The sequence below is a fragment of the Prosthecobacter fluviatilis genome, from assembly GCF_055388355.1.
In genome coordinates this window covers 5,789,490-5,806,123 of record NZ_AP043782.1, presented here as the reverse complement: position 1 = coordinate 5,806,123, position 16,634 = coordinate 5,789,490, and the positions used below count along the sequence as shown (strand labels likewise).

The following is a 16,634-nucleotide window of genomic DNA, read 5'->3' as shown; positions in this document are numbered from 1 at the left end:
CTTATGGTTGAATGATCTGAGGGCTGCGGGAGACAAAAAGGTTGGGCCTAACGCGCGGGTGTGAGACCGCCGTTATTTTCTGAACTTATTGCTTACTTTGTTCTAACCCACTGATTCAGAGCCATTGGGGAATGGCTTGTTGATGGGTAAATTTTGAAGGAAGACCGCCCCTCGTTTTTTCTTTATTAGAAATAAAGGCATCTCCCCCATAAGGTGCCTGCGCTGGTTGGGCGGATATTTGGCGTCTGCCACTGCATCACCAGTTGCGGGTGCGTCCCCCCTCAACACTGTCCCGCACCTGACATGTCTCGCATCCCGGAAGAAACCATCCAGCAAGTCATTGCCGCCACGGACATCGTGGCCTTGGTGGGGCGTTCCGTGAAGCTGCGCAAGGCGGGCACGAACTACCTCGGCCTGTGCCCTTTCCACAATGAGCGCACGCCTTCCTTCAACGTCAGCCCCTCGCGCAACACCTACCACTGCTTTGGCTGTGGTGCGGGCGGCACCGCGATCCGGTTTGTGATGGAGCACGACGGCCTGTCATTTGTGGAGGCGGTCAAGCGCCTGGCGGATGCCGCGGGCATCCGCATCGAGGAGGAGGTGTGGGACGCGAACGCGGAGGCGGAGGCCAAGCACCGCAGCCTGCTGCTGCGGGCGCACCGGGAGATCGCAGAATGGTTCCACCAGCTGCTGATGAAGCACAAAATCGCCGCGCCGGCGCGCGACTACCTGAAGTCACGCGGCATCACGGCCGCCGTGGCCAAGAACTGGCAGATGGGCTACGCCCCGCCACACGGCGCCTTTTTCCGCGAATGGGCCCAGAAGGCGCGGATCCCCGAGAGCGTCCTCGTGGAGGCCGGCATCTTTGTGCAGAGCGACGAAGACTCGGGCCGCCGGGGGGCCTACCCGCGCTTCCGCGACCGGCTGATGTTCCCCATCCGCAATGATCATGGGGACGTGATCGCCTTCAGCGGGCGTGTGCTGGACCCCGAGGCCAAGACCGCCAAGTACCTGAACTCCCCGGAGACCGCGCTCTTCAGCAAGAGCAAGGTGCTCTTTGGCTTTGACCGCTCCAAGCGCGCCATCTCCAAGGCAGGCGAGGCCATCGTGTGCGAGGGGCAGATCGACATGATCATGGTCTATGAGGCGGGCTTCCAAAACGTGGTGGCAGGGCAAGGCACCGCCTTCACGGAGCTGCACGCCAAGCTGCTCAAGCGCGTCTGCAATGAAGTCGTGCTCTGCTATGACTCCGACAACGCGGGCTACAAGGCGGCCGAGCGCGCCTTTCAGATCCTCTCCCCCATCGGGCTGACGGTGAAGGTGGCCTCGCTGCCGCAGGGGGAGGACCCCGACTCGCTGCTGCGCAAGCAGGGCACGGAGGCGCTGCAGGAGGTGCTGGGGGGGGCTACGGACTTTCTGGAGTACCAGATAAGCCGCCTGCGGGCCAGCGCCAAATCTGACAGCATGGTGGAGCGCGTGCGCATGGCAGACCAGGTCGCGGCGGCCATCAGCATCTTCTCAGGTGTGGCCCAGCGCATCACCGCCGTGAACAAGGTGGCCAAGCTGCTGGAAATCTCCGAGGAGCAGCTCACCGCCATGGTGAACCGGGCTGCCAAGGAGGCCAAAAACGGCCAGGGCGCCCCGCAGGCTGCGGCCTCGGGCGCCAATGTGGTGGATGAGGCCAAAAAGCTGCTCGCCTCCCAGCACAAGACCGCCCTGCTGCTGTGCCAGATGGCCCTGACGGATGCGGAGGTGATGTACTGGCTGCGCGAGGCGGACTTTGAGGAGCTGCTCAATGCGGTGCCCGGCACCGAGCTGCTGGCCCTGCTGGTGCACAGCCGCCACGACCCGCTGGAGGAGGCCTCCCAGCTCGCCTTCTTTGCCGGGCTGGAGCGGCACCAGGAGGCAGCCTTTGCCCAGCTGCAGGTGAGCCCGCGCCCGGCTGGCGGGCTGGAGGAGGCCAAGCACGCGATGGACGCCCTGGAGATCGCGCGGCTGCACAACCTCATCCTGGGCCTGCAGGCCAAACAGCGGCAGCCAGGGCTCTCCGCGGCAGAGATCACAGAGTTGCAGGAGAGGGTGATAGAACTCATCGCAAGGCGCAAAGAATGCCTTGACCGTACGAAACCCGCCCCGAATAGTTTCTCCCCCTGACTGACCCAGGCTCCGGCACCCCCACCGAGGTAAGTATGGCTGTCTCCAAAAAACCACTGAACGGATCCCATTCTCGCAACGCAGCCGGAAAGGCAGGCGAGCCTGCTGCTGCCGAAGACTCGGCGGCACCTCAAAAGCGCGGCCGTGGCAGGCCCCGCATCCACCCGCCCAAAGAGCAGCCCGCCTCCCAGGTGGGGCCGGATGGCCAGCCGCTCAAACGCCGGAGGGGACGCCCGCCCAAGAACGGCCACACAGGGGGCATCACCCACTATGCGAACACCACGCATGACGACATCCACTCCCCGGATGTGCAGGCGCGGCTGCGCGACCTCATCCGCACGGCGCGTGAGCATGACCACCTGACCTGGGACGACATCAACGAGGCCCTGCCCCCAGGATTCGTCACCCCGGATCTGATGGACGCCCTCATCACGCGGCTGCGCGCGATGGAAATCAAAATCACCGACGATGTGGACGGCATCGCCAAATCGGCCGCTCGTGAGCGCATCACGGCGGAGCGTGACGCGGCCTCCGCCAGGCTGGATGTCTTTGATGACCCGGTGCGCATGTACCTGCGCCAGATGGGCCAGGTGCCCCTGCTCACCCGCGAGCAGGAGATCAACATCTCCAAGCGCATCGAAAAGGCGGACCTCAGCCTGCGTCAGTGCCTGCACACCATCGGCTTCATCGGCCAGGCCTACCTGCAGTTTGCCGAAGCGCTGTGCAACGGCGTGGAGCGCTTTGACCGCCTCGTGAGCGACCGCAAGGCGGACGAACGCGACGCTTACTTCAAGAAACTGAAGCCGCTGCTCGACCAGGCGCGTGAGACGCACGAAAAGACCAGCAAGGCCTTCACCGCCCTCGTCCAGGCCGGCCCGCGCAAGAAAGCCGCCGCGCAGGAGGAGTTTGAAACCCTGCGCACCGCCTTTTTCCGCACCTGCGAGAAGTTTTACTTCAAGTCCAAGATCACGGAAGACTTCGTGACCCTGCTGCAGCAGCGCCTGACCGATCTCGGCAACCTGGAGCGCAACCTCAAGGAGCAGCCCGGCAACGAGGAGGCCCAGGAGGCCATCAGCACCTTTGAGCTGGAGTCGTGGATGACAGCGGCGGACTACCGCACGCTCATCACTGACACGCTCAAGCATGTGGCGGGCTCCACCCGTGCGAAGACCGAGATGATCGAGGCCAACCTGCGGCTGGTCATCTCCATCGCCAAAAAGTACACCAATCGCGGCCTGTCCTTCCTCGACCTCATTCAGGAGGGGAACATGGGCCTCATGCGCGCGGTGGAAAAGTTTGAGTACCAGCGCGGCTACAAGTTCAGCACCTACGCCACCTGGTGGATCAGGCAGGCCATCACCCGCAGCATCGCGGATCAGGCGCGCACCATCCGCATCCCGGTGCACATGATCGAAACGATCAACAAGCTCATGCGCGTGCACAAGCAGCTGCTGCAGGAGCTGGGCCGCGACCCGACCCCGGAGGAAATCTCCGAGGAGATCCACCTGCCCGTCGAGCGTGTGAACGCCGTGCTGCGCCTCTCCCAGCAGCCCGTGTCCATGCAGGCCAAGGTGGGCGAAAGCGAAGGCGACACCGAATTTGGCGACTTCATCGAGGACAAGGAGGCGAGCAACCCCATGGAGCTCACCGCCATGCACCTGCTGCGCGACAAGCTGCGCGACGTGCTGGACACCCTGAACCCGCGCGAACGCGAGGTGCTGGAGCAGCGCTTCGGCCTCGGCGACGGCGCCGGCCGCACGCTGGAAGAAGTGGGCAAGCAGTTCCAGGTGACGCGCGAACGCATCCGCCAGATCGAAGCGAAAGCGCTGCGCAAGCTGCGCCATCCGACCCGCATCCGGAAGCTCGGCGGCTTCTTTGGCGCGGGGTGATAGTAGCACGGGCAATCCTGCCCGTGTCGTGCGCCCTCTTTGCGGGCAAGATTGCCCGCGCTACTTCATGACCTGCCAGCGCTGGACATAAGTAAACTCATCCGGTTTCAGCCCCGCTTTGACTGGATTATGGCGAATGTATTCCTGCACACGCTCCAACTGGTCCAAGCTGCGCATGATATGGTCAAAAGATTCGCCCTGCCACAAGGCGCCCGAAGAGCCCGAGGCTTGATTGATGTTGCGTGCGCTCACGCCTTTGATGGGACGGAGCAGCGTTTGAAGCTGCCCGGGACACGTCGGCTTCAAGAGCAGATGCACGTGATTTGGCATGATGACGAAATCACCGAGATCATAGTGGACGGCATCGCCATGTAGCAGACAGCGCTGCATCTCTTCGCGGTGCATGGGCTGGCGCAGCAGGCAGGAGCCATGCCCGGCGTCCATCCATCGCTCCATCCTGAGGGTGAACAATCGCCTGAACTCGGTTTCCTCCTGCTCTCCCCAGGGTTTGGGATGGCTTTGCATCCACGCATCTCTTTCCTGCCCCCACCGCGCTGCCACTGGTGCTGGAACGGCATCCGCGAGCCGGAATGTGATGAAGTAAATGACGCCCGGCTGGGTGATATGCGGCAGATTTCGCTGATAGCCCGGGGCGACAGCATTCCAGTCAAAAGGCACAAAATCTTTCGGGCCGATGGAGAGCATGAGGATCTGAAGTAGCACGGGCAATCCTGCCCGTAAAGGCCGGCCAACGCCCCCAAGCAGCCAGCAGTAGCACGGGCAATCCTGCCCGTGTAGAGCGCCCTCTTTGCGGGCAAGATTGCCCGCGCTACCCCTCACCACCTCTCGCCCACGTCCCGCCGTCCCTCCACACTGCGCAGGTAAACGTACCCCTCCACGCGCTTCGTCGCCCACTCGCCTTCGAGCTGCATCGTCACGCGCTCATACTCACCACCGTCGGTGTCTTCCAACACATCCAGCTTGATGAGTCCTGCCTCGTCCACGCTCCACACCTCGCCATGGATGGAAAGGCCGTTTTCATCCCGCACCATGCCCGGATACCCACCCAGATCATACATGCGGTAAACGGGAGCCGTGCGCGCCTCCGCCACAAACTGCTGCTGCTCGATCCACGCATGATTGCTGCCGCCACGTTTGAGCGTGCCGTACACAAACACCAGCGTCCTCACAGCGCGTCCTCCCGTTCGTTCAACCACGAAGCGAGGCTGTAGCGCTTTTGCGTGAGTTCATTCGCACGCTTGAGCATGGCAGGCGGCATCTCGTGAGTGGTGAGCACGTTGGCGGCCAGTTGCGCGGCCCAGCGCGGCCAGAAGTCTTCGCCCAGGGTCACCTGCTGCACGCTGCCCTGGTGCAGCAGCCCCAGCTTGCCGCGCCGCTGCCCTGCCCCGGAGACTTTCACTTTATCGCGAATCACATCGTGCAAAGCGGGCGCCACAAAGCAGAACGGGTTTTCGATCAGGTCCTCCATCCCCGCGAGGCGGCTGCCATCATCCAGCGCGCGCGCCAGGGAATCATGCACGAGCCGGTAGCTTTCGAGCGGGTTGGTCTGCGACCACGGATGCACGGCGGGAACGATGACGGAATAGGTGTAGTCGTTGTCATGCAGCACCACGCCACCGCCCGTCCAGCGCCGCACGATGGGCCACTGCGGCAGCGAATCGCCCAGCTTGGTCAGACTCTGCGCGTAGCCGATGGTCGCCGTGGGTTCCGTCCAGCGATACACCCGCAGCACCGGCACCGCGCTCAGCTCCAGCCAGGCCTGATCGGCGGCCATGTTCCAGGGGCCGTCATGCGGCGGCGCGTCGAGGTGCAGGATGAGTTCGTTGAAGAGAGGTTGGTGAATATCCACCCTTCATGATGCCGCAAATTTTCACAGGTGCAGCCAGGATGTTTTTGATCTCACCCACGTCCTGGAATGAAACACCGCAGAGGCCGGAACGCCGCAGCGTTTTTTTTCGGAAGAGTCTCTTCATTCTCCGCGCCTCCCCGGTGCACCTGCCTGGAAATCTCTGCGTCTTTCCCATCTCTGCGGTGCAAAATCCGGCCTCCCTCAGACGGTATGTTTCTTTGACATCCGTCCCCCGATTTCCCACACTCCGCCTCATGCGCCCAACCTGCCTCCTCGCTCTCGCACTGTCCCTGCTCCCTGTCCTCTCCCATGCCGCAGACGACTACCAGCCCGGCCCCGACTCCAAGCCGCAGGAAGGCGTGCCAAAGGGCGACGTGCTGAAGTTTGAATTCAAAAACAGCAAGATCTTCCCCGGCACCGTGCGCGACTACTGGGTGTATGTGCCCAAGCAATACACGCCCGACAAACCCGCCTGCGTGCATGTGAACCAGGACGGCATTCAAAACCTCGCGCCTGTGGTGTTTGACAATCTCATCGCCAAAAAGGAGATCCCCATCATCATCGGCGTCTTTGTGATGCATGGCCGCGTCCCGGCGGCAGATCCCGCAACGCAGCTGGACCGCTACAACCGCAGCGTGGAATACGACGGCCTGGGCGAGAACTACGCGCGCTTCATCCTCGAGGAGCTGCTGCCCGAGGTGGAAAAGATCACGCTGCCGGACGGCCGCCCCATCCGCCTCTCGCACGAGGGCAACGACCGCAGCATCGGCGGCAGCAGCAGCGGGGCCATCGCCGCCTTCACCGCCGCGTGGGAGCGGCCCGAGGCCTTCAGCCGCGTGTTCAGCAGCATCGGCACCTACGTGGACCAGCGCGGCGGCAACGACTACCCGGTGATGATCCGCAAGGCCGAGCCCAAGGCCCTGCGCGTCTTTCTGCAGGACGGCAGCAACGATGCCAACGGCACCGGCGGCAACTGGTTCCTGGCCAACCAGGAGATGCTCTCCGCCTTTGAATTCGCAGGCTATGAAGTGAACCACGTGTGGGGAGACGGCGGCCACAATGGCAAGCATGCCACCGCCATTTTCCCCGATGCCATGCGCTGGCTGTGGAAGGACTGGCCCAAGGCCGTGACCAAGGGCACAGGCTCACGCGCTCCGGTGATGGAAGTGCTGGGAACTGGTAGCGAATGGCAGCTCGTGGGAGAGGGCTACGGCTTCACCGAAGGCCCGGCGGCTAATGCGAAGGGCGAGGTCTTCTTCACCGACATCCCAAACAGCCGCATCCACAAGGTAGCGCTGGACGGCACGGTGAGCGTCTTTGCCGGAAACACCGGCAAGGCCAACGGCCTCATGTTCGGCCCGGACGGCCGCCTCTTTGCCTGCGCGAATGGCAACAAGCAGATCGTGGCCTACGATGAAGCCGGCAAGATGAGCGTGATCGCCGAGGGCATCGAATCGAACGACCTGTGCATCGGCCAGAACGGCAATCTCTACGTGACCGATCCGCCGCACAAGCAGGTGTGGCTCATCAAACCGAACGGCGAGAAGAGCGTGGTGGACACGAATGACAAAGGCGGCATCGCCTTCCCGAATGGCATCCGCCTTTCGCCCGACCAGAGCCTGCTGCTGGTGGCGGACATGCGCGGGCAGTTTGTGTGGAGCTACCACATCGAGGCCGATGGCACGCTCTCCGCCAAGCAGCCCTACCACCACCTGCGCATCCCCGATGGAGTCATGGAAAGCGGCGCCGATGGCATGACGCTGGACAGCAAAGGCCGCCTCTACGTGGCCACGCACGCAGGCATCCAGTTCTGCGACCAGGCCGGGCGCGTGAACGGCATCATCGCCAAGCCGCAGCGCAAGTGGCTGGCCAACGTGGTCTTTGGCGGAGCGAACTTCGACGAGCTCTACGCCTGCAACGGCGACAAGGTCTTCAAACGCAAGACGCAGGTGAAGGGCGTACGCTCTACGGACGCCACGATCAAGCCGGAGAAGCCGAGGCTGTAGGCTGGCAGTAGCGCGGGCATCGCCCATTCTACTACGGACGCCTGGGGTAGCGCGGGCAATCCTGCCCGCAGTGAGCGCCTTCTTCACGGGCAGGATTGCCCGTGCTACTTCGCGTGCGAATGGCTGGCCGTAGTGCGGACGCTTGGGCAGGTTGCGTGGGCACTGATCGACAGGCAGGAACCGGAGCGCAGCGGGTCGAAGACCGCCGAAGGCAAATAGCCAGCCGCAGGCTGCCCGCAGGGCGAACGCAGTGAGGCAATGCCTGTCGTACCTTTACGCAGCGCGCTTCTGCAGCTCCACCACGGCGTTGAGGATCTTCACGCGGTTCATTTCGTGGACTTCCAGCTTGGTGCCGATCTCGGGGACGAGGGTCACGGTGAGTTCGCCGCCGAGGTGTTCGCGGAATTCTTCGAGGCCTTCGAGGATGGCGGGCTCGCCGGAGCGGCCGGTGTTCATCAAATAAGGGGAGGTGGTGGCGAAGCCGATGCGCTCGATGAGGCTGAGCACGCGCTCGCAGGTGGCTTCATCCAGGATGCCCTGCATGCGGGAGTACACGAGGTCCACGGCCATGCCGATGGCGACGGCTTCGCCATGGGCCACGGTGAATTTGGAGATCTGCTCGAGCTTGTGCGCGGCCCAATGACCAAAGTCCAGCGGGCGGGCGGAGCCGAGCTCAAAGGGATCGCCGCCGGTGGCGATGTGCTCCACGTGCAGCTCGGCGCTGCGCTGGATGACCTGCTCCAGCGCCTCCTGCTTGAGGGCGGCGAGGTCTGGGGCCATGGCTTCGATCTGCTCGAAGAAGGCGCGATCACGGATGAGCGCGACCTTGATGGCTTCGATGATGCCGTTGCGCCGGCCGCGTGCGGGCAGGGACTCCAGGAAGGCGAAGTCGTTCACCACGGCGTAGGGCACGGCAAAGCTGCCGACCCAGTTCTTTTTGCCAAAGTAGTTCACGCCGTTTTTCACGCCCACGCCGCCGTCTCCCTGGCTGAGCGTGGTGGTGGGAAAGCGCACGTGGCGGATGCCCCGGTGCGCGGTGCTGGCGGCAAAGCACACGAGGTCCAGCGCGGCACCGCCGCCGATGACGAAGACGTAGCTGTGGCGGTCCAGCGCGGCTTCATTGATGGCGTCCCAGCAGCACTCCACCAGGCGAAAGTCGTTTTTGCAGGGCTCGCCGCCGGGGATGACGATGGGGTCGTCCACCAGGGTGAAGGTGTCCGCATACACGTGGCCGTAGGCCATGATGTCGTCGATGAGGTCGCGGTTCGCGGTGGCGACGGCTTCGTCCACAAACACGAGCACGCGGGGCAGCTTGTGCGGCGGATCGAGGCGGAGGAGATCGCGGATGGCGTGGTTCCGGGGCGCAAAGACTTCTCTCGTGAACAAGATGCGATGCGTGTGCTCTAGCCTGATTTTTTTCTCCAGCATTAACGGGGGGACGGGGGGCGTATTCTTTGCCTCCGACCGGGGTTGAGGTCAAAGGGAAAGGGGAGTACGGCGGCGGAATGCGGTTTCTTCCCCCGCAGCCCCCATTCCGGCCAAGAATGGCGCATTTTTGCCCAACCCCGGCGGGGTGCAGCCCCCCTGTACGGGCACCAGCGGAAAATAGCCTGCTGGGGTGATTGAGAAGGGCACCCCCGGAGGGGCAACATGCGTGCGGCCATGAACTCCCCCCCACCGCCCCCGCCTCTGCGCCAGCGCCAGGACAACCCCCAACGTGGCTGCATGTGATGGATGCCGCCCCGCCGCCCAGCCTGCCCGGCGCCCGAGATGCGTGGACGCCCCACGCCACCGCCACCGCCGCCGTGGCCTTCCCCCCGCCGCTGCGCTTTCTGATCCCCGCCCTGCTGCTGGTGCTGGGGCTGGTGTCTGCCCTGCTGGACTATGAGCTGGACCTGGCCAACGACATGGCGCGCAATTTCAGTGACGTGACCTCCCAGGCGGAGGCGGCCGGCGCGCGCCTCACGCCGGTGGCGCAGCAGCACCTCCAGCAGGGGGAGATCAAGGCGCTGAGCGAGAGCCTCTCTGACTGGAAGCACGACCCCTGGCTGCGCGTGGCTGCCGTGGTGGACGAGTCTGGCAAGATCCTGGCCAGCTCCACGGCGCAGTGGGAGGGCGTGTCTGCGGAGGAGACGCCCGCCGCCAGCGCCTGGAAACGTGCCCGGGAAAAGGCGGGCAAGACCCTGGAGTCCGCCACGCTGGACGGCGGGGACTTCATCGTGCTGGCGGCCTTCCCCATCGAGCTCGCCACCCGGGGCAAGCACTGGCTGCTGCTGGTGTATGACCGCGCCGATGCCGTGGCGCATGCGCATGAGGACGCGCGCACGCGCATGGCGTGGTCCGCCTCCGTCATCGCCCTCATGTGCCTCTGCCTCTGGGCCACGCTGCACTTTGGGGTGGCGCGGCGGCTGGAGCGGCTGGCGCGCTCTGTGCGCGAGTTTGGCGAGGGGCGCAGCATCAGCATCGAGCCCGTGCATGGCGGGGACGAGGTGCATGAGCTCTCCCAGGCTTTCATCAAGATGACCCAGCGCCTGGCAGACCGCGAGCGCGAGCGGGTGGAGCTGGAGCGCGCGGTGATCGACTCCGCCGAAAACGAGCGCCGCAGGATCGGGCACGAGCTGCACGACGGCATCGGCCAGCAGCTCACGGCGGTGATGATGGCGATGAACGGCCTGCATGAGGAGCTGCAGGCCAAGTCCCCTGCCCTGGCGGAGCACGCCCAGCATGCCAGCCAGAGCCTGCGCGAGACGCTGGCGGAGGTGCGCGGGCTCTCCCACGGGCTGGCGCCGGTGCCGCTGTGGGAGCAGGGGCTGGAGCACGCGCTGCAGGCGCTGGCAGACGTGACCACGCGCAGCTCCGGTGTGCGCTGTGTGTTTGAGTGCCCGGAGCCCGTCGCGGAGATCAGCGAGGCGGTGGCGTGCAATCTTTACCGGATCGCGCAGGAGGCGGTGAACAACGCGCTGAAGCACGCCGACTCCGCCGAGATCCGCATCGGCCTGGAGCGCCGTGAGGGCTGCCTGGTGCTGGAGATCGACGACGACGGCTGCGGCCTCCCGGAAGCGCCCTCCGAAGGCGGCGGCATCGGCTTCCGCATCATGCAGCACCGCACGGAGATGATGGGCGGCAAGATGGAGCACGGCACTCCCCCCGCAGGCGGCACGCGCATCGCAGTACACATTCCCCACACCCCATGACAACCACCGACACCCCCACCCAAACCTACCGCCTCGTGCTCGTGGACGACCACCCGGCCGTGATCAATGGCTACCGTTTCCTGCTGCAGGCCTACCCGCACTTTGAGATCTGCGGCACGGCGGCCAATGAGGCGGAGGCGCTCGCGCTCGTCACGAATGAGAAGCCGGACGTGCTCATCACCGACCTCAACATGCCCGGGCGCGGCGGGCTGGAGCTGATCAAGGACCTCGCGGCGCTGCATCCCGGGCTCAAGATCATCGTCAGCTCCATGCATGATGAGATGCTCTGCGCCGCGCGCGCGCTGCGTGCCGGAGCCAGCGGCTACGTGGGCAAGGACAGCCCCGGCAATGCGCTGCTGGACGCCATCCACAAGGTGCTGGACGGCGGCGTGTACGTGAGCGAGCGCCTGGCCGCGCACCTCGCTGCGTCCTTTGCCACGCCACGGCCACGCGGCTCCAGCGAGTCTCCGCTGACGAAGCTGAGCGACCGCGAGTTTCAGGTGTTTGAGCTCTTTGGCCAGGGGCAGACGGCCAAGGAGATCGCCGCGCAGCTGCACCTGAGCCCCAAGACCGTCTCCGTGCACCGCGACCACATCAAGGAGAAGATGGGCTTTGTGACGAGCGCGGAAATGATCCGCCAGGCCGTGCGCTGGGTGGAGACGCAGCGGGACGTGCTGAAGTGAAGCGGCGCAGATGCCGCGCAGTGGGAGCCGGAGCGCCGTGCCCGTAGGATGGGTGTGGCGCAAGCCCGCCCGTCCATCAGCGTGTGGCAAACGCAATGGTTTGCGAACGTCCGCACAGCGCATGGGCAGGAAGCCAGGAAGCTAGGACGCCAGGGCGTGCCGCAGCCAGTGGGGCGCAATACCACGCACAGCTGAAAACGGGGCTCAGGGGTGAAAGCCAGCATTCCATGCGGCCAGCCAGCGCTCCGGAGGAGTGGGATCGTCCCGATCCCACACGTTCCCGCATCGCCCAGCGCCCTCGCAGATCCACGAACACGCTGCAGGTGCGGGGATCAAGATGATCCCCCTCCGTCGCTGCGGCGAAGGCTCCGGAGGAGTGGGATCGTCCCGATCCCACACGCTCCCGCATCCCCCCTGCGCCCTCGCAGATCCACGAACACGCTGCAGGTGGGGGGATCAAGATGATCCCCCTCCGTCGCTGCGGCGAAGCCTCCGGCGGAGTGGGATCGTCCCGATCCCACACGCTCCCGCATCCCCCCTGCGCCCTCGCAGATCCACGAACACGCTGCAGGTGGGGGGATCAAGATGATCCCCCTCCGTCGCTGCGGCGAAGCCTCCGGCGGAGTGGGATCGTCCCGATCCCACACGTTCCCGCATCGCCCTGCGCCCTCGCACATCCACGAACACGCTGCAGGTGGGGGGATCAAGATGATCCCCCTCCGTCGGATCGTGCCTCCACCTTCAGACCCGTTTTCATCGCATCATGGTATAAGGGCACCCTCGCAGTCGGGCGGTTTGGCGGAGAGCGCGGTGGAGGATGAACACGCCCCTGACGCCAAACACACCCAACCTACGGCCGGAGCGCCGCGCAGCGTTTTATTTGCGTGCCATAAAGTGCTACTCCATACCATACCGAAGTTTTTTCACGGACGCGGCACGGCGTGCGCCAGCCCTCTGTGCCCCGCGAGCTTCACTCCCGCCCGGCGCCACAGGCAGCCTCAGACGGCGCTACAGGGCTAGGCCCGTGGCCTAAGCGCAAACGGCGCCAGCGACGATGGCCGGATGTCTGGCCACCCGCATGGTGGGCGTGTTGTCCCTCCAACCAACCGGCACATTCAGCAACCATGAAATCGTCGTCGTACTTCCCCCCCCAGAGCTGGGCTCCAGGCTGCACCGCCGCCCACGCGAGTTTTTCGGATCTCCGCCTGCACCTTGAGGACACGGCGAATCCCTTTGATGAGATGCTCCGCGGCACGCCGCAGCCACCGGAGCCAGCGGCGGACTGCTTTCACCCGCCTGTCAAAGCGAAGGTTTTGTTCCAATTCTTTGATGGCCTGCCCATGGCAGAGTCGTGAGACTTCAGACGCGCGCCACCCCCAACCCCCAACGCCGCCTGAAATGAAAAAACCAGACCGAATCGTCATCGTGGACAGCAATCCGGCCAGCGCTGCGGACCTGCGCGCTGAGCTGGCAGACCAGCCAGACCTGACCCTGGCAGCAGCCGTGACCTGCGCCTCCTGCTCCTTTGCCGCCATCACCGCCCAGAGGCCGGACCTCGTCCTCATCAGCCTGAGCATGCCGGGGCACCGGGTGCTGCAGCTGGTGAAAGACCTCCAGGTGCTGCATGCGGGCCTGAAGTTTCTCATCGTCTCCAGCCAGGACGCAGGGCTGGAAACCGGCCAGGTGCTGCGGGCGGGCGCCCACGGCTGCGTGCTGGAAAGCAGCAGCCCCGCCGCCAAGCTGGACGCCGTGCGCCAGGTGCTGGCCGGCGGCCACTGCTTTCACCCCCAGCCGAGGCCCGGCCTCACGGCAGGCACCAGGTGGTCTCCCGTGGACTGGGTGGCCGCCTCGGCAGCGCTGTGAGGCCACCCATCCGGCAGCGCGCCGGGTGTAGGTTGGGTGTGTTTGGCGAATGCAGCGCCCTCTCCCGCATTCAAGCCCCCTCCGCCAAACCTCCCGACTGCGAGGACGTTCGCACGCCATTGCGTTTGCCGTGCGCTGATGGGCGTTCGCATGCCTTTGTGCGTCGCCACATGCTGAGGGACGGGCGGGCTTTCGCCACACCCATGCTACGATGGGGCAGGCGCTCAGGCCGTAGGTTGGGTGTGTTTGGCGAGTGGTACTTTCCGATGCTCCACCGCCCCCTCCGCCAAACCGCCCGACTGCGAGGGCGTTCGCAGGCCATTGCGTTTGCCGTGCGCTGAGGGACGTTCGCATGCCTTTGTGCGTCGCCACATGCTGAGGGACGGGCGGGCTTTCGCCACACCCATGCTACGATGGGGCAGGCGCTCAGGCCGTAGGTTGGGTGTGTTTGGCGAGTGGTACTTTCCGATGCTCCACCGCGCTCTCCGCCAAACCGCCCGACTGCGAGGGCGTTCGCAGGCCATTGCGTTTGCCGTGCGCTGAGGGACGTTCGCATGCCTTTGTGCGTCGCCACACGCTGTGGGACGGTCGGGCTTACGCCACACCCATCCTACGATGGGGCAGGCGCTCAGGCCGTAGGTTGGGTGTGTTTGGCGAGTGGTACTTTCCGATGCTCCACCGCGCTCTCCGCCAAACCGCCCGACTGCGAGGACGTTCGCAGGCCATTGCGTTTGCCGTGCGCTGAGGGACGTTCGCATGCCTTTGTGCGTCGCCACACGCTGAGGGACGGGCGGGCTTGCGCCACGCCCATCCTGCATTTTCATGCCCGTGTTTTCAGTTGCCGGTGCGGAATACTGGTTGCGCAGACGGGCCGCTCTTCATTGTATCTCCGTGTCCATGAAGAAGGATGTCCTGCAGCACCTCTGGAGACTCGTCTCGCCTCACCGTGGCAGGCTTCTGGTCGTCGCCTTCATCACCCTGCTGAGCACCGGCGCCGCCCTGGTGGAGCCCCTGATCTACCGCGAGGCCATCAACGACATCGCCGGGCTCTTCGTCAAACACGCCAATGACAAGGCCAGGGCAGCCGCAGGCGAGGAGCTGGAGACCAGCGACAGCCCGGTGGAGGATTTCCTGCGGCAGAAGATCCGCTCCGCGCAGCACCCGGACACCCACCACCTGCCGCCCCCCACCAAAAAGACGCACGAGAAAAAGCCCCACACCCAGGAGCACGTGGCGGAGCGCACCCCGGGAGAGGCCATCCACACGCTGCTCTACGCAGTGCTGCTCATGCTGGGTGTGAATGTGCTCAGCTACATCCTCTGGCTGTATGCCGAAAACAAAAAGGCGCAGCTCGACTGCGACATCGAGCAGGAGTTCATCCAGGGCGCCTTTGCCCATGTGCTGCGGCTGCCGCTGGGCTTTTTCGGCAAGCGTGCCCCGGCGGCCATCGCCAAGCAGATCGACCAGAGCGAGGAGGTGAGCGCCATCGTGGGCGCGTTTTCGCAGCAGATCCTGCCGGAGGTCATCAGCCTCGTCGGCATCATGGCCATCATGTTTTATCAGAACACCACGCTGGCCCTCATCTCGGTGTCGCTGATCCCCGTTTACCTCGTCATCGCCTGGCGCTCCTCCCAGAAGCTCGAGACCGGCCTCAACACCTACTACGAGCGCTGGGAGGATGTGAGCGCCCGCATCAACACCGCGCTCGAAGGCATCAAGACCGTGAAGCTCAGCGGCGCGGAGGCACGGGAGGTGGAGGAGTACCGCCGCATCTCCAGCGGCGCGTATGACAACTACGTGGAGCGCACGAAGCTCTCCAACAAGTTTGGTTTCTGGGAGGGCGTGCTCAGCCATGTGGCCACGGCCATGGTGCTCGGCTGCGGCGGCTACCTCGCGCTCATCCACAAGCTCACGCCGGGAGATGTGGTCATGTTCGTCGCCTACCTGGACCGCCTGTATTCGCCCATCGACGAGCTTTGCAGCCTGTGGGTGAACACCCAGCAGCACATCGCCTCCATCTCACGCGCCTTCCGCCTGCTGGAAAACAAGACCGGCGAAAAGGCCGGCAAGCCGCTGCTCATTGAGAATGGCAGGGTGGAGTTCAAGGACGTGAGCTTTGCCTACGTGGAGGACCACCAGGTGCTGCAGTCGCTCTGCATGACCTTTGAGCCCGGAAAGATCACCGCCATCGTGGGCGGCAGCGGCGCGGGCAAGACCACGGCGGTGGACCTGCTGCTCAAGCTGTATGAGCCGCAGCAGGGGGAGATCCTCATCGACGGCCAGCCTCTCAGCGCCCTGGACCCCTCCAGCCTGCGCAGCCACATCGGCATGGTGGCGGCAGACGGCGCCATCTTTCGCGGCACGCTCGCCTACAACCTGCGCTACAAAAAGCCGGACGTCACCGACGCCGAGATCATGAAGGCCGTGGAGCAGACCGGCCTGAAGAACCTGGTGGAGCGCCTGCCCAAGGGGCTGCAGACGCAGATCGGCCAGAACGGCATGGGCCTCAGCGTGGGCGAGCGCCAGCGCGTGCAGATCGCCCGCGTGCTGCTCAGCCGCCCGAAAATCCTCGTGCTCGACGAAGCCACCGCCAACCTGGACTACAACACCGAGGCCGAGGTGCGCCACGCCATCCACCAGCTGCGCAGCACCTGCACCATCATCATCATCGCCCACCGCTTCAGCATGGTGCATGACGCGGACCACGTGTACGTGCTCGGCGGCGGCGGCATCCTGGAGCAGGGCACGCCCCAGGCCCTGACCGAAGCCGGCGGCTGGTTTGCCGCCTTTGCCCACGCCGTGGAAGAAGAAGAAGAAGAAGAAGAAGAAGAAGAGTCTGAGGAAGAGGAGGAGGAGGAAGAAGCCGAAGAGAGCGAAGAGGAATCTGACGAGGAGGAAAGCGAGGAAGAAGAAGCCGAAGAGGACGTTGAAGAAGAAGCTGAGGAGGAAAAATCCAAAGACTGAAGGAGGCTCAC

Annotated in this window: 12 protein-coding genes; 8 read left to right on the top strand and 4 right to left on the bottom strand. The window is 64.7% G+C overall.

Annotation, left to right across the window (positions count from 1 at the left end):
• The first annotated feature begins 303 nt into the window (after positions 1-303).
• Together dnaG and rpoD are read left to right on the top strand one after the other, a co-directional pair.
• A complete protein-coding gene (gene dnaG, locus ACZ5WW_RS22715) occupies positions 304-2,154 on the top strand; it encodes a DNA primase (RefSeq protein WP_377163206.1) in 1,851 nt (616 codons plus the stop codon).
• A 35-nt stretch (positions 2,155-2,189) separates the two neighbouring features.
• A complete protein-coding gene (rpoD, locus tag ACZ5WW_RS22710; RefSeq protein ID WP_377163204.1) occupies positions 2,190-4,043 on the top strand; it encodes an RNA polymerase sigma factor RpoD in 1,854 nt (617 codons plus the stop codon).
• 60 nt (positions 4,044-4,103) lie between these two features.
• Here the strand turns inward: rpoD and ACZ5WW_RS22705 are convergent, their stop codons facing one another.
• The 3 genes from ACZ5WW_RS22705 to ACZ5WW_RS22695 form a co-directional block, all read right to left on the bottom strand.
• Entirely contained in the window at positions 4,104-4,748 is a 645-nt protein-coding gene (locus ACZ5WW_RS22705) for a transposase (protein ID WP_377163202.1), read from the bottom strand.
• Between the two features lie 131 nt (positions 4,749-4,879).
• Positions 4,880-5,260, bottom strand: a complete 381-nt coding sequence (locus tag ACZ5WW_RS22700; RefSeq protein ID WP_377163200.1) for a gamma-glutamylcyclotransferase family protein — start codon at positions 5,258-5,260, stop codon at positions 4,880-4,882.
• Entirely contained in the window at positions 5,230-5,913 is a 684-nt protein-coding gene (locus ACZ5WW_RS22695; RefSeq protein ID WP_377163198.1) for a lipoate--protein ligase family protein, read from the bottom strand. The genes ACZ5WW_RS22700 and ACZ5WW_RS22695 overlap by 31 nt, the downstream gene beginning before the upstream one ends.
• A gap of 254 nt (positions 5,914-6,167) precedes the next feature.
• Here ACZ5WW_RS22695 and ACZ5WW_RS22690 point away from each other — a divergent pair, with 254 nt between their 5' ends.
• Complete coding sequence (locus ACZ5WW_RS22690) at positions 6,168-7,919, top strand: SMP-30/gluconolactonase/LRE family protein (protein ID WP_377163196.1); 1,752 nt, start codon at positions 6,168-6,170, stop codon at positions 7,917-7,919.
• A gap of 273 nt (positions 7,920-8,192) precedes the next feature.
• Here the strand turns inward: ACZ5WW_RS22690 and ACZ5WW_RS22685 are convergent, their stop codons facing one another.
• On the bottom strand, positions 8,193-9,347 hold the full coding sequence (locus tag ACZ5WW_RS22685) for a 3-dehydroquinate synthase (RefSeq protein ID WP_377163194.1): 1,155 nt from the start codon (positions 9,345-9,347) through the stop codon (positions 8,193-8,195).
• Between the two features lie 302 nt (positions 9,348-9,649).
• On the opposite strand from ACZ5WW_RS22685, the gene ACZ5WW_RS22680 reads away from it, so the two are divergent.
• From ACZ5WW_RS22680 to ACZ5WW_RS22660, 5 genes are all read left to right on the top strand, one after another.
• Positions 9,650-11,113 carry a sensor histidine kinase gene (locus tag ACZ5WW_RS22680; protein ID WP_377163192.1) on the top strand — a complete coding sequence of 488 codons (1,464 nt, stop codon included), beginning with the start codon at positions 9,650-9,652 and terminating at the stop codon, positions 11,111-11,113.
• Entirely contained in the window at positions 11,110-11,796 is a 687-nt protein-coding gene (locus ACZ5WW_RS22675; RefSeq protein WP_377163190.1) for a response regulator, read from the top strand. The genes ACZ5WW_RS22680 and ACZ5WW_RS22675 overlap by 4 nt, the downstream gene beginning before the upstream one ends.
• A gap of 1,124 nt (positions 11,797-12,920) precedes the next feature.
• A complete protein-coding gene (locus ACZ5WW_RS22670; protein ID WP_377163188.1) occupies positions 12,921-13,151 on the top strand; it encodes a hypothetical protein in 231 nt (76 codons plus the stop codon).
• A gap of 43 nt (positions 13,152-13,194) precedes the next feature.
• Entirely contained in the window at positions 13,195-13,659 is a 465-nt protein-coding gene (locus ACZ5WW_RS22665) for a response regulator (protein ID WP_377163186.1), read from the top strand.
• 897 nt (positions 13,660-14,556) lie between these two features.
• Complete coding sequence (locus ACZ5WW_RS22660; RefSeq protein WP_377163184.1) at positions 14,557-16,623, top strand: ABC transporter ATP-binding protein; 2,067 nt, start codon at positions 14,557-14,559, stop codon at positions 16,621-16,623.
• Positions 16,624-16,634 lie beyond the last annotated feature (11 nt).

Bases quoted from the DNA above. Each gene is read 5' to 3' on its own strand.
- dnaG (WP_377163206.1), top strand. From the start codon at position 304: ATGTCTCGCATCCCGGAAGAAACCATCCAGCAAGTCATTGCCGCCACG.
- rpoD (WP_377163204.1), top strand. From the start codon at position 2,190: ATGGCTGTCTCCAAAAAACCACTGAACGGATCCCATTCTCGCAACGCA.
- ACZ5WW_RS22705 (WP_377163202.1), bottom strand. From the start codon at position 4,748: ATGCTCTCCATCGGCCCGAAAGATTTTGTGCCTTTTGACTGGAATGCT.
- ACZ5WW_RS22690 (WP_377163196.1), top strand. From the start codon at position 6,168: ATGCGCCCAACCTGCCTCCTCGCTCTCGCACTGTCCCTGCTCCCTGTC.
- ACZ5WW_RS22685 (WP_377163194.1), bottom strand. From the start codon at position 9,347: ATGCTGGAGAAAAAAATCAGGCTAGAGCACACGCATCGCATCTTGTTC.
- ACZ5WW_RS22680 (WP_377163192.1), top strand. From the start codon at position 9,650: ATGGATGCCGCCCCGCCGCCCAGCCTGCCCGGCGCCCGAGATGCGTGG.
- ACZ5WW_RS22675 (WP_377163190.1), top strand. From the start codon at position 11,110: ATGACAACCACCGACACCCCCACCCAAACCTACCGCCTCGTGCTCGTG.
- ACZ5WW_RS22670 (WP_377163188.1), top strand. From the start codon at position 12,921: ATGAAATCGTCGTCGTACTTCCCCCCCCAGAGCTGGGCTCCAGGCTGC.
- ACZ5WW_RS22665 (WP_377163186.1), top strand. From the start codon at position 13,195: ATGAAAAAACCAGACCGAATCGTCATCGTGGACAGCAATCCGGCCAGC.
- ACZ5WW_RS22660 (WP_377163184.1), top strand. From the start codon at position 14,557: ATGAAGAAGGATGTCCTGCAGCACCTCTGGAGACTCGTCTCGCCTCAC.